General features: G+C 69.2%; 13 protein-coding genes. 7 read left to right on the forward strand and 6 right to left on the reverse strand.

Features of this window, described 5'->3' with window-relative positions; all coding sequences use genetic code 11:
- Nucleotides 1–8: 8 nt before the first annotated feature.
- The 4 genes from ASF76_RS09675 to groL all read left to right on the forward strand — a co-directional run bounded on the left by ASF76_RS09675 (nucleotide 9) and on the right by groL (nucleotide 3,020).
- Nucleotides 9–263 (forward strand): DUF3263 domain-containing protein, encoded by a 255-nt coding sequence (locus ASF76_RS09675; RefSeq protein ID WP_055956638.1) that lies wholly within the window; start codon nucleotides 9–11, stop codon nucleotides 261–263.
- Between the two features lie 35 nt (nucleotides 264–298).
- Nucleotides 299–901, forward strand: coding sequence for a LytR C-terminal domain-containing protein (locus ASF76_RS09680; RefSeq protein WP_055956641.1), 603 nt, complete (start codon nucleotides 299–301; stop codon nucleotides 899–901).
- Between the two features lie 130 nt (nucleotides 902–1,031).
- A complete protein-coding gene (locus ASF76_RS09685; protein WP_055956643.1) occupies nucleotides 1,032–1,232 on the forward strand; it encodes a cold-shock protein in 201 nt (66 codons plus the stop codon).
- 168 nt (nucleotides 1,233–1,400) lie between these two features.
- The gene (gene groL / locus ASF76_RS09690) at nucleotides 1,401–3,020 is read left to right on the forward strand and encodes a chaperonin GroEL (RefSeq protein WP_055956647.1); all 1,620 of its coding nucleotides are present in this window, start codon (nucleotides 1,401–1,403) and stop codon (nucleotides 3,018–3,020) included.
- Between the two features lie 342 nt (nucleotides 3,021–3,362).
- On the opposite strand, the gene ASF76_RS09695 is transcribed toward groL, so the two are convergent.
- The 5 genes from ASF76_RS09695 to ASF76_RS09715 all read right to left on the reverse strand — a co-directional run bounded on the left by ASF76_RS09695 (nucleotide 3,363) and on the right by ASF76_RS09715 (nucleotide 9,659).
- Nucleotides 3,363–5,084 carry a sensor histidine kinase gene (locus tag ASF76_RS09695; protein ID WP_055956649.1) on the reverse strand — a complete coding sequence of 574 codons (1,722 nt, stop codon included), beginning with the start codon at nucleotides 5,082–5,084 and terminating at the stop codon, nucleotides 3,363–3,365.
- Between the two features lie 94 nt (nucleotides 5,085–5,178).
- A complete protein-coding gene (locus ASF76_RS09700) occupies nucleotides 5,179–5,871 on the reverse strand; it encodes a response regulator transcription factor (protein WP_055956651.1) in 693 nt (230 codons plus the stop codon).
- A 69-nt stretch (nucleotides 5,872–5,940) separates the two neighbouring features.
- The gene (locus tag ASF76_RS09705; protein ID WP_055956654.1) at nucleotides 5,941–7,590 is read right to left on the reverse strand and encodes a DNA repair helicase XPB; all 1,650 of its coding nucleotides are present in this window, start codon (nucleotides 7,588–7,590) and stop codon (nucleotides 5,941–5,943) included.
- Between the two features lie 58 nt (nucleotides 7,591–7,648).
- Nucleotides 7,649–9,376 (reverse strand): helicase-associated domain-containing protein, encoded by a 1,728-nt coding sequence (locus ASF76_RS09710; protein WP_055956657.1) that lies wholly within the window; start codon nucleotides 9,374–9,376, stop codon nucleotides 7,649–7,651.
- A gap of 1 nt (nucleotide 9,377) precedes the next feature.
- A complete protein-coding gene (locus tag ASF76_RS09715) occupies nucleotides 9,378–9,659 on the reverse strand; it encodes a hypothetical protein (protein WP_055956660.1) in 282 nt (93 codons plus the stop codon).
- A gap of 106 nt (nucleotides 9,660–9,765) precedes the next feature.
- Between ASF76_RS09715 and ASF76_RS09720 the strand changes: the two genes are divergently transcribed.
- Both ASF76_RS09720 and ASF76_RS09725 read left to right on the forward strand, forming a co-directional pair.
- Entirely contained in the window at nucleotides 9,766–10,149 is a 384-nt protein-coding gene (locus ASF76_RS09720) for a cold-shock protein (protein WP_055957202.1), read from the forward strand.
- Nucleotides 10,133–10,912, forward strand: coding sequence for a DUF3027 domain-containing protein (locus ASF76_RS09725; RefSeq protein WP_082484972.1), 780 nt, complete (start codon nucleotides 10,133–10,135; stop codon nucleotides 10,910–10,912). Before ASF76_RS09720 ends, ASF76_RS09725 begins: the two co-directional genes overlap by 17 nt.
- On the opposite strand, the gene serC is transcribed toward ASF76_RS09725, so the two are convergent.
- On the reverse strand, nucleotides 10,866–11,987 hold the full coding sequence (gene serC / locus ASF76_RS09730) for a phosphoserine transaminase (RefSeq protein WP_055956663.1): 1,122 nt from the start codon (nucleotides 11,985–11,987) through the stop codon (nucleotides 10,866–10,868). The genes ASF76_RS09725 and serC overlap by 47 nt on opposite strands.
- A gap of 98 nt (nucleotides 11,988–12,085) precedes the next feature.
- Here serC and ASF76_RS09735 point away from each other — a divergent pair, with 98 nt between their 5' ends.
- Entirely contained in the window at nucleotides 12,086–12,784 is a 699-nt protein-coding gene (locus tag ASF76_RS09735; RefSeq protein ID WP_055956666.1) for a metal-dependent transcriptional regulator, read from the forward strand.
- The last annotated feature ends 27 nt before the right edge of the window (nucleotides 12,785–12,811 follow it).

The following is a 12,811-nucleotide window of genomic DNA, read 5'->3' on the forward strand; positions in this document are numbered from 1 at the left end:
GTGGAGGCGTGACTCTGTCGGACAGCGAACTCGCCTTCCTCGCCTTCGAGGGTGAGTGGCGGCGCCACGCGGGGGCGAAAGAAGAGGCGATCCGCGCCGAGTTCGGCCTCACGCCCGCCCGGTACTACCAGGTGCTCGGCCGCCTGATCGACACCCCCGACGCCCTCGCCCACGACCCGATGCTCGTGCGCCGCCTTCGACGCCGTCGAGACGAGGCCGCGGACCGCCACCGGTCACGGCTCGGTCGGGCGGCGTCGCGCTGAGGGAGCGGCCAGGCTCCGACCGATAGCATCGTCCAATGGCCAGATCGACCTTCCCTCGGGATCGCTTCGACGACCTGCCCGATCCCTCCGGCCGCATCGGCGCTCACCGGGCCGAGAACCCCCGGCTGCGCGGATGGATCGTCTTCCTGTGGGCGGCCATCGCGACGCTCGTCCTGATCATCGCGGGCATCTTCGCCACGCTCGTCGTGTCAGGGCGCATCTCGCTCGGCCCCGACGACGCCGCGACGCCCGTGCCGACGGTCGAGGCGACGACCCCCGCCGTCGTCGACACGTCCTACTCGGTGGTCGTGCTTAACGGCACCGCCGACGAGGGGCTCGCCGGTGCGCTGCGGGATCAGATCGTCGCGGCCGGATGGCCGGGCGACGGCGTCGAGACCGGCGATTCCGACAGCACCGACTTCCCCCAGACCACGGTCTTCTACCTCCGCGAGAGCGATCAGGCGGCCGCGGAAGGCCTGGCCCAGACCATCGGCGGGGCCGCCGTGGCGCAGAGCGACTTCCTGCAGCCGACCGACGACCCGGCCACCCCCGATGACGAGAGTGCGGTCAAACGGCTGATCGTCGTCATCGGCCTGGATCGCGCGGCCGGTCAAGCGTCCGAGTCGCCCGCGTCCTGACCCCCGAGTGCCCCGTGTTTCCGCGGGGTAACAACTTGACGCCGCGCGCGTCAACAATGCCCCCGGACCCTCATCCGGCAGATGCGTCCGTGCTTACGATGACCTCGTCGTTCAGCAACAGGAGATTCGCATGACGCAGGGCACTGTCAAATGGTTCAACGCCGAGAAGGGTTTCGGCTTCATCACCGTCGCTGACGGGCAGGACGTGTTCGTCCACTACTCGAGCATCGAGATGTCGGGCTTCCGCGTCCTCGAGGAGGGGCAGGCCGTCGAGTTCACCGTCGGCAGCGGCCAGAAGGGTCCGCAGGCGGAGTCCGTCCGTCTGGCCTGAGTGCTGAATCGAACGCCGCGGCATCCGAGTTCCGGATGCCGCGGCGTTCGTCGTTTCGAGGCGGCTCGTGGCTTGCACTCCCTAGGGGCGAGTGCCAGAATGAATTAGCACTCGCTTTCGTCGAGTGCCAATTCTGCAAGTCACCCGTCCGGGAGGGACGACACACTTATGGCAAAGATCATCGCTTTCGACGAAGAGGCACGGCGCGGCCTCGAGCGCGGCCTCAACACGCTGGCCGACGCCGTCAAGGTGACCCTGGGCCCCCGCGGTCGCAACGTCGTGCTCGAGAAGAAGTGGGGCGCCCCCACGATCACGAACGACGGTGTCTCGATCGCCAAGGAGATCGAGCTCGACGACCCGTACGAGAAGATCGGCGCCGAGCTGGTCAAGGAAGTCGCCAAGAAGACCGACGACGTCGCGGGTGACGGCACCACCACCGCCACCGTTCTCGCCCAGGCGCTCGTGCGCGAGGGCCTGCGCAACGTCGCCGCCGGCGCCGACCCCATCTCGCTCAAGAAGGGCATCGAGAAGGCCGTCAAGGCCGTCACCGACGAGCTCCTCGCCTCCGCCAAGGAGGTCGAGTCGAAGGAGCAGATCGCCGCGACCGCGTCGATCTCCGCCGCCGACCCCGCGATCGGCGCGCTCATCGCCGAGGCCATCGACAAGGTGGGCAAGGAAGGCGTCGTCACCGTCGAGGAGAGCAACACCTTCGGCACCGAGCTCGAGCTCACCGAGGGCATGCGCTTCGACAAGGGATACATCAACCCCTACTTCGTCACCGACCCCGAGCGTCAGGAAGCGGTCTTCGAAGACCCGTACATCCTGATCGCCAACCAGAAGATCTCGAACATCAAGGACCTTCTGCCCATCGTCGACAAGGTGATCCAGGAGGGCAAAGAGCTCCTCATCATCGCCGAAGACGTCGAGGGCGAAGCCCTCGCGACGCTCGTGCTCAACAAGATCCGCGGCATCTTCAAGTCGGTCGCCGTCAAGGCTCCCGGCTTCGGCGACCGCCGCAAGGCGCAGCTGCAGGACATCGCGATCCTCACCGGCGGCCAGGTCATCACCGAAGAGGTGGGCCTCAAGCTCGAGAACGCGACCGTCGACCTGCTCGGCCGCGCCCGCAAGGTCATCATCACCAAGGATGAGACCACGATCGTCGAGGGTGCGGGTGAGTCGGAGCTGATCGAGGGTCGCGTGACCCAGATCCGCCGCGAGATCGAGAACACCGACAGCGACTACGACCGTGAGAAGCTCCAGGAGCGCCTCGCGAAGCTCGCCGGTGGCGTCGCCGTCATCAAGGCCGGAGCCGCGACCGAGGTCGAGCTCAAGGAGCGCAAGCACCGCATCGAAGACGCCGTGCGCAACGCCAAGGCCGCTGTGGAAGAGGGTGTCGTCGCCGGTGGTGGCGTCGCGCTCATCCAGGCCGGCAAGAACGCTCTCGGCAACCTCAACCTCGTCGGTGACGAGGCGACGGGCGCCAACATCGTTCGCGTCGCCATCGAGGCCCCGCTCAAGCAGATCGCGCTCAACGCCGGTCTCGAGCCCGGCGTCGTTGCCAACAAGGTCGCCGAGCTCCCCGTGGGCCACGGCCTCAACGCCGCGACCGGCGAGTACGGTGACCTGTTCGCACAGGGCATCATCGACCCCGCCAAGGTGACGCGTTCGGCGCTGCAGAACGCGGCATCCATCGCCGGCCTCTTCCTCACCACCGAGGTCGTCGTCGCCGACAAGCCCGAGAAGAACGCCGCTCCGGCTGGCGACCCGACGGGCGGCATGGACTTCTGATCCACGCCTGACGTCAGCAGAACGCCCCCTCCTCCGGGAGGGGGCGTTCTGCGTGTGTGCGGCGCGTTCTCTCGTGTGTCCGGCCGCGCGGTCGACACGTGGCACTCGGCCGGGTGACGCGTCGCAGGCGCGCCACCCGGCGGAGTCGGAAGCGGAGGTGATTCCGCGACGGGAGGAAGGATCCGCACCGGGAGATCCTCCGCCGCCCGGGTCTCCTCCGCTCTCGACGCCCCGCCGCCGCTGACGGCGCTTCGCTGTCTTCGGCTCGTCCGCCCGTCACGCGCCCGTCGGCCCGCGGCGGGACCGGGCGAGGGAGGACTCGCGGGCGGCTGTCCTGCGTCGTCAGGCGGTCGGCTCGGGCCGATAGCCCGCAGGGAGACGCTCGAGGGGCTGCGTCTCGATGAGCGCGTGCTCCTGGGCGTCACGACGGTCGGCGAGGGGGAGCGAGACGCGGAAGGTCGCACCGCCTCCCGGTGTGTCGCGCACCTCGACCGTTCCGTGCAGCAGATCGACGATGGATGCCACGATCGACAGACCGAGGCCCGACCCGCCCGTCTCGCGGGTGCGAGAGGTGTCGGCGCGCCAGAAGCGCTGGAAGATCTGATCGCGGATCTGCTCCGGAACGCCCTCTCCGTGATCGATGATCTCGATCCACCCCATGTCGCTCTCTACGTCGACGCCCACGCGGAGACCGATGGGAGAGTTGTCGCCGGTGAATCGGCGGGCGTTTCCGAGGAGGTTCGCCACGACCTGGCGCACCTTGTTCTCATCCCCCAGCACAATGGGCGCGATCCGCGCGGGCGTGCGTACCACTCCGGTCGGAGAGGTGGGCGCCGCGGCCGGGGCGGCGTCAGCAGACGTCGACGGCGACTCGCCGGCATCCCTGGGCTTGCGCCGCAGCCGCGACAGCGTCGCACCTGCGATGGCCATGGCCGACGTGGTCGGGGCGGCGCGTCGTCGGCTCGCGGCCGTTGCAGGATCCCCGCCGGCATCGAGCAGGGGGTCGAGGGTGATGGTGGGCAGCACGATCTCGTCGCGTGAGGTGGTGTCGTCGACCGTCACCTCCCGCTGGGGCGAGGTGACCCGCAGATCGAGAGCCGCGTCGCGGGCAATCGGGCGCAGGTCGAGCGGGGTGATGGTCACGTCGCGTCGCTCGTCGAGACGCGCGAGGGCGAGGAGATCCTCGACGAGCGCACCCATGCGGATGGCTTCCTTCTCGATGCGTTCCATCGACTGCGCGACGTCCTCATCTGAGCGGATCGCGCCCATCCGGTAGAGCTCCGCGTACCCGCGCATCGTCACCAGAGGCGTGCGCAACTCATGGCTGGCGTCACCGATGAAGCGGCGCATCTGCCGGACTGTGGCGTCCCGTTGGCCGAGGGCGCCGTCGATGCGCGCGAGCATCGCGTTGATGGCGGTCTTGAGCCGGCCCACTTCGGTGTCGGGGACGATGTCGGTGAGGCGTTGGCTGAAGTCGCCGGCGGCGATGTCCATCGCGGTCGTCTCGACCTGGCGGAGGTTTCTGAACGCCAGCGTGACCAGCCATCGGGTGAGCAGGGCGGTCGCGACGAGGATGAGCAGCGCGACGAAGGCGTAGATGCCGATGTAGGCGGCGACGATGCGATCGGTCGGCGCCAGCGGCTGAATCACCATCTGGGTGTAGACGCCAGAACTCCCGTTGACCGGCAGCACGCCGACGCGGGCGAGGAAATGCTGACCCGAATCGCCGTCGTGCAGCTCGATGCGTCGATCGAGTTGCCCGTATGTCTGCTCGACGCTGAACGTCGACGGCAACTCGGGCAGTGTTTGCGATGCCGTGCCGTTGTAGAACGCCTTGCGCTCACCGTCGGGGCCGTAGACGACGACCATCGACCCGATCTGCGGCGCGTTCTCGATCTGCGAGAAGACGACCTGACCGTCGACGGGCGTCACGGTGAACACGCTGTCGGCGATGTTGCCCGCCGCCTGCTGGGCGAGCTGCTCGTCGAGGTTGTTCACCAAGGTCGTCCGCAGGAACACCATGGTGCCGATGCCCGCCGTGAACAAGCCGATCGCCAGGAGCATGACCGTGACGCCGGTGACCTTGGTGCGAAGGCTCAGGCCGCGCCACCAGCGCGTGAGGGAATCGTCAGGATGCGACAGGGCGGATGCCTTCTCGTCAGGCGGTCTTGCCCGACTTCAGCATGTAGCCGAAGCCGCGCTTGGTCTGGATGAGCGGCTCGGAGGAGTGCGGGTCGATCTTGCGGCGGAGGTACGAGATGTAACTCTCGACGATGCCGGCGTCGCCGTTGAAGTCGTACTCCCAGACGTGGTCGAGGATCTGCGCCTTCGACAGCACGCGGTTGGGGTTGAGCATGAGGTAGCGCAGGAGCTTGAACTCGGTAGGACTTAGATCGATCGACACATCGCCGACGCTGACGTCGTGGGTGTCCTGATCCATCGTGAGTTCGCCCGTGCGGATGATCGACTCCTCGTCGGCCTGCATGGTGCGGCGGAGGATCGCCTGGATGCGGGCGACGATCTCGTCGAGGCTGAACGGCTTGGTGACGTAATCGTCGCCTCCGGCGTTCAGGCCCTCGATCTTGTCTTCGGTTTCGTCTTTCGCCGTCAGGAACAGGATGGGCGCGGTGTAACCCGCGCCGCGAAGACGCTTGGTGACGCTGAAGCCGTTCATATCGGGGAGCATCACATCGAGCACGATGAGGTCGGGTTCCTCCTCGAGCACGGCCGAGATCGTCTGCGCGCCGTTCGCGACGGCTCGCACCTGGAACCCGGCGAAGCGCAGGCTCGTGATGAGCAGGTCGCGGATATTCGGTTCGTCGTCGACGACGAGGATGCGAGGTGCTGTCATGACCTCATTATCGTGACCCGACCCAGCAATCCGCTGGATATGGAACCGATGGGCGCGCCCTGCTATGGATCAGGCCGCCGCGGCGTCGATTCCGTCGGCATCCAGGATCGTGTAGGCGTACCCCTGCTCGGCGAGGAACCGCTGGCGGTTCTGGGCGAAGTCCTGGTCGACCGTGTCGCGCGCGATGAGCGTGTAGAAGCTCGCCGTGTGGTTGGACTGCTTCGGCCGCAGGAGTCGACCGAGACGTTGTGCCTCTTCCTGACGCGATCCGAACGAGCCCGACACCTGGATGGCGACCGAGGCCTCCGGCAGGTCGACCGAGAAGTTGGCGACCTTCGACACCACCAACAGGGGGATGCTGCCGTCGCGGAAACCCTGGAACAGTTCTTCGCGCTCCGAGATCGGCGTCGCCCCGGTGATCTGGGGGGCGCCGAGCGCTTCGGCGAGCTCGTCGATCTGGTCGAGGTACTGCCCGATGACGAGGACGCGCTCACCCGGATGCCGTTCGACGAGGCGGCGAGCGACGTCGATCTTCGCGGGCGCGGTGGCGGCGAGACGGTAGCGGTCCTCGTCGGCGGCGGCCGCGTACTCGAGGCGTTCACCGGCGGGGAGGTCGATGCGCACCTCGTAGCAGGCGGCCGGAGAGATGAAGCCCTGAGCCTCGATCTCTTTCCACGGCGCGTCGAAGCGCTTCGGCCCGATGAGGCTGAAGACGTCGCCCTCGCGGCCGTCTTCCCGAACCAGCGTCGCTGTCAGTCCCAGACGGCGTCGCGCCTGCAGGTCGGCGGTGAGCTTGAAGACGGGGGCGGGCAGCAGGTGCACCTCGTCGTAGAGCACCAGGCCCCAGTCGAGGGCGTCGAGGAGCGCGAGGTGGGCGTACTGACCTTTTCGCTTGGCGGTGAGGATCTGGTACGTCGCGATGGTGACGGGCTTGATCTCTTTGACCTGACCGGAGTACTCGCCGATCTCCTCGGGGGTGAGCGTGGTGCGTCGCAGCAGCTCGTCGCGCCACTGCCGCGCACTCACGGTGTTGGTGACGAGGATGAGCGTGGTGGTGCGGGTGTCGGCCATCGCGCCCGCGCCCACGAGGGTCTTGCCGGCGCCGCAGGGGAGCACCACGACACCGGAGCCGCCCTCGGAGAAGGAGTCCACCGCCTGTCGCTGGTAGGGCCGGAGGCTCCAGCCGTCTTCGGCGAGATCGATGGGGTGCGGCGTGCCGGGCGTGTAGCCGGCGAGGTCTTCGGCCGGCCAGCCGATCTTGAGCAGTTCCTGCTTGATGTGCCCGCGAGCCCACGCGTCGACGAGGAAACTGTCGGGGGTGGGGTGGCCGATGAGCAGCGGCGCGATGCGCTTGTTGCGGGACACCTCGCTGAGGACCGCGGCATCGGTGGAGCGCAGCACGAGTTCTTTGTCGTCGTTGCGCTCGATCACGAGTCGGCCGTAACGGTTGACCGTCTCACGGATGTCGGTGCTGACCGAGGCCGGGACCGGGAAGCGCGACCACCGGTCGAGGGTGTCGAGCATCGCGTCGGCGTCGTGACCTGCCGCGCGGGCGTTCCACAGCCCCAGGCGCGTGATGCGATACGTGTGAATGTGCTCGGGTGCGCGCTCGAGCTCGGCGAAGATGGCGAGCTCGTGCCGCGCCGTCTCCGCCTGAGGGTGTGCGACCTCGAGGAGGACGGTGCGGTCGCTCTGCACGATGAGGGGACCGTCAGCCATAGCGTTCGATTCTACCGGGGTCGCAGCGCAGACGGCCGACCACGCCGACGAAGGGGCGTCACCCGACGGGGGTCACACCGTCGATGTGCGACAGCGGCACGGTGCGCTCGACGTCGGCTCCCCGGTCGCGACCCCGCAGGCGTCCGCCGCCCAGCCCCGTCGCTTCCAGACGGAACACGCGGGCGGAGCCGTCGGGGAGGCGCACGGTCACGTCGATGACGGCGCGGGCGCGGACGGCCTGGTCGAGCTCGCGTTCGAGCCACGCGGCATCCGAGTCGCCCACGCCCTCGCGCAGGCGCCGCAGCAGGTCGGTGTAGACGTCGGCGGGTTCGGCGGCGGGCTGCGAGCCCGGGGCCAGCCTCGCGCGCTCCAGCGCGCGCGGTCGTCCGTGGGAGTCGACGGCGACGGCGGGGTAGTGCGCGTCGGTGAGTGCCCAGAACACGACGTCGCTCGACACGTGCGACACCAGTTCGTCGTCGTCGGTGCGCGACAGCGCGATCGAGCGCAACGACTGATCGATCTCCATCGAGCGCAAGAGTGTCTCGTCATCGGTCACGACGCGCGTCAGGCGGGTGGCCGGGTCGCTCATCACGCGCACCCGCCCGTGCTCGGCGGACGTGCGCTCGATGACATACGCGAGCGGTTGCGGGAGTCCGGTCAGCGAGATGCCGCTGAGGAAGTCGCGGAGGGAGTCGGCCGTCTCGCCGGCCGTGATCGCCGCGCCGATCGAGGCGGCGCTGAAACGGTAGCTCGAGGCCTGCGCCCGCGACTCGCGCACGGCCATCGACCGCAACCGGACGTCGAGGTGCGGGGCGAGGGGCCCGGGCGCGATCGCGGTCAGGTCGTTCTGCAGGTACACACGATCGACCTCGGGCGGGAGCAGTTCGCGCAGCGCCGACGTGTCGACGTCGCCGCCCCGGGCGAGGGGTTCCGCCCACGGGGCGGTGCGCCCCGCGGCATCCACGAGCCCCCACCGCCGCAGGCGGCGTGCCCACAGGGCCGCGCGGTCCGCGCCCTCGGGGTCGAACGGCGTGGCTCCGGCCCATTCGTCGACGGGGATCCACCCTCCGTCGGCTGACCGGTAGGCGCGGGGAAGGGCGTCGCGCAGCGCCACCGCCGTGCGCTGCCAGCGTTCGAGGGTGGGCAGGCGCAGCCACTCCCGGCCGGCCGATGAGACGAGCCATGCGCGATCATTCGCGCCCAGCAGGCCGACGTCGGCGGCGAGACCGACGAGCAGGTCGGCGTCGGCGGGCGTCGAGACGGCTCCGGCGTCGACGAGTCGACGGCGTTCCGTCGCCCCGAGGGATCCCGATCCGATGCGTCCGAGCGGCGCCTCGAGGGTCTGCAGAAGGATGTCGGCCACGGATGCGGCGTACGTGAAAGCGGCCTCGGATGCCGCGGCGGTCTCGGCCGCGGATGGCGTGGGCGACGGTGTCGCGGCGGCGGGAACGCCGTCGGGCAGCGCCTCGCGGACCGCGTCGGCCACGCTCGGGAAGAGGAGGCCGTCGTCTCCGACCAGCGCGCGGGAGATCAGATCGTCACGCACGTCGCCGGTGGCGGGGGTGCCGGCGAGGGCGGCGAACAGCGCGTCGGACTCCCGACGGGTGAGGGCCGGCAGTGCGCGGGCGACCGAGACCGGCTCGAGCAGCGCCTCGGCGGCGTCGAACATGTCACGCCAGGTCGCCGACGGCGAGACGTGCCGGTCGGCGAACAGGCGCGCGAGCTCGTCGTCGGAGCGCGCGCCCAACGAGACCGCCAGTGCGCGTTGAGCGGAGGTCTCGGCCACGTCAACGAGCCTTGTTGGCCCGGGCCCTTCGGACGAAGCTCATGATGAGCACGGCCAGCAGGCATCCGAACGCGATGGGGGGTGTGACGAGGACGAGCAGGCTCACCACGGGCCACACGCCCGAGGCCAGATCGGCGCCGGCGGTGGAGCCGATGATGATCGCGAAGAAACATACGAGCGCCAGCACGAGCAACCCGAGCGACATGAACGCCAGGATGCGGTCGATGCGGCGAACGGGAACGTCGTCGCCCGGCGTGCTGCCGCCGGAGGTGCGGGTGCTCATCGGCCTCAGCCTACTGCCTGGCGGCGGTGCCGTAGTCTGGAAGACCGGGATCCGATCGGGTCCTGCGTTCCGCCGCGCGATCGCGCACACACTCAGCGAGGTGTCCATGCCCACCGGCAAGGTCAGGTTCTACGACGACGAGAAGGGCTTCGGCTTCATCAGCACCGATGACGGCCAGGACGTGTTCCTGCACGCCACGGCTCTGCCCGCCGGAACCCCCGGGCCCAAGGCCGGGACGCGACTGGAGTTCGGCGTCGCCGACGGCAAGCGCGGCCCCCAGGCCCTGTCCGTGCGCGTCCTCGACGCCCCGGTGAGCCTGTCCAAGCGCTCCCGCAAGCCCGCCGACGACATGGCGATCATCGTCGAAGACCTCGTCAAGCTCCTCGACGGCATCGGTGGCGACCTGCGCCGCGGCCGGTACCCCAACGGCCCCCACGCGCAGAAGATCGCGGCCGTCCTGCGCAAGGTCGCCGATGACTTCGAAGCCTGAGCAGTTCGTCGACAAGCGTCTGACCGGCGCCCACGACCTGGCGCTCGCCGCCCTGTACGAGATCACGCCCGCCGACACCGTCGGTCCCGCGGCCGGGTACACGGCCGAAGACGACGGAGCCGTATCGCTGCGTTTTCACACCCGGCTCTCCGGGTACCCGGGTTGGTTCTGGACGGTGAGCGTCGCCGTGGTCGACGGGTCCGATCCCACCGTGCTCGAGGTCGAGCTGTTGCCGGGTGACGGAGCCCTCCTCGCGCCCGACTGGGTGCCGTGGGCGACGCGCCTGGCCGACTATCAGGCGGCGCAGGTGGCCGCGGCCACGGTCGATGACGAAGACGACGATCTCGACGATGACGACGACGACACGGATGACGTCGACGACGACGAGGCGGATGACGACGAAGACGAGCCGAAGGCGCGCTTCCACGCCGGCGACCTCGACGGCGTCGACATCGATGAGCTGGACGCCGATCACCCCGACGAGGCGGACGACGACCTCGACGAGGCGGACGACGACCTCGACGAGGCGGACGACGACCTCGACGAGGCGGACGACGACCTCGACGAGGCGGGACGACTCCGACGAGGACGACTCCGACGAGGACGACTCCGACGAGGGCGACTCCGACGAGGACGGCGACGAGGGCGACCGCAGCTACTGAGTTCACGACGAAGGCCGTCCCGCACGATGCGGGACGGCCTTCGTCGTTCGGGCGTCAGGCGCCGGGAAGGTGCTCGATCGTGTAGTCGATCGCGCCGATGAGACGGCGGACGTCAGCCGGCTCGATCGAGACGAACGTCGCGACGCGCAACTGGTTGCGCCCGAGCTTGCGGTAGGGCTCGGTGTCGACGATGCCGTTCGCGCGGAGGCTCTTGGCGATCGCGGCCGCATCGATGCTGTCGTCGAAGTCGATGGTGACGACGACGGGGGAGCGGTCTGAAGGATCGGCGACGAAGGGGGTCGCCACGGCGCTCGCATCGGCCCACTCGTACAGCGCCGCCGACGACTCGGCCGTGCGGGCGGCGGCCCACGACAGACCGCCGTTGTCGAGGATCCAGCCGAGCTGCTCGTCGAGCAGCAGCAGGGTCGCCAACGCGGGGGTGTTGAGCGTCTGCTGGAGGCGGGAGTTGTCGAGGGCGTTCTTCAGGCTCAAGAACTCGGGGATGTACCGATCGGATGCCGCGATGCGCTCGATGCGCTCGATGGCGGCCGGCGACACGGCGGCGTACCAGAGTCCCCCGTCGGAGCCGAGGTTCTTCTGCGGCGCGAAGTAGTACACGTCGGCCTGCGTCACGTCGAAGTCGATCCCGCCGGCGGCGCTGGTCGCGTCGATGACGGTGAGCGCACCGGCATCCGCCTGGACGCGCTCGATCGGAGCGGATACGCCGGTGGAGGTCTCGTTGTGCGGCCAGGCGTACACGTCGACACCCTCGACGGCCTCGGCCACGGTGCGCGTGCCCGGTGCGGCCTTGCGCACGTCGGGCGCCTGCAGCCAGGGAGCGGCGGCCGCGGAGGCGAACTTGCCGCCGAACTCGCCGAACACCAGGTTCTGGCTGCGGGTGTCGATGAGGCCGAACGCCGCGGCATCCCAGAAGGCGGTCGACCCGCCGTTGCCCAGGATGATCTCGTAGCCCTCGGGCAGGCGGAGCAGCTGCGACAGGCGCTCGCGCGTGCTGGCGACGAGGTTCTTGACGGGGGCCTGGCGGTGAGAGGTACCGAGGATCGACGCTCCGCGGGTGACGAGGGCCTCGAGCTGCGCACCGCGCACCTTGGAGGGGCCGCACCCGAAGCGGCCGTCGGCGGGCAGGAGTTCGCTGGGGAGTTCCACGTGCGGCATGGACCGATTCTAGAGTCCCCGTCCCGCCTCTCCCGCGCTCATGTCGGAGGGGGTCGGTAGGCTGGGAGGACTTGCCGCGCGACATCGAGGACACCTAAATGACCGACCTGATCGACACCACCGAGATGTACCTGCGCACGATCCTCGAGCTCGAGGAAGAGAAGATCGTGCCGCTGCGCGCGCGCATCTCCGAGCGTCTCGGCCACTCGGGTCCGACGGTCTCGCAGACCGTGGGCCGCATGGAGCGCGACGGTCTCGTCGTCGTCTCCGAGGACCGCCGACTCGAGCTGACCGACGACGGACGCCAGAAGGCCGTCGACGTCATGCGCAAGCACCGTCTCGCCGAGCGCCTCCTGAGCGACGTCATCGGGCTCGATTGGGCCTACGTGCACGACGAGGCGTGCCGGTGGGAGCACGTCATGAGCGAGCAGGTCGAGCGACGTCTCGTCGAACTGCTCGGGCACCCGACCGAGTCCCCGTACGGCAACCCGATCCCCGGACTCGACCAGCTCGGCGACGCCTCCAGCGCCACCTTCGACGATGGCGTGGTCGGTCTCGTGCGAAAGCTGACGGATGCCGGTGGCCCCGTCTCCGGCACGATCCGGCGCCTCGCCGAACCCGCGCAGGTCGACCCCGAACTCCTGCAGCAGCTCAAGGCCGCCGGCGTTCTGCCCGGAAAGCGCGGCGACTACCGCTTCAACGAGGGCTACGTCCTCCTGCAGATGGAGGGCATCGACGAGGGGTTGGAGCTGCCCGTCGAGGTGGCTTCGCACATCTTCCTGGTCGCCGGCGACTGAACGTCAGCGCGAATTCACCCCGGTGTT

Source organism: Microbacterium sp. Leaf151, assembly GCF_001424225.1.
GTDB lineage: Bacteria > Actinomycetota > Actinomycetes > Actinomycetales > Microbacteriaceae > Microbacterium.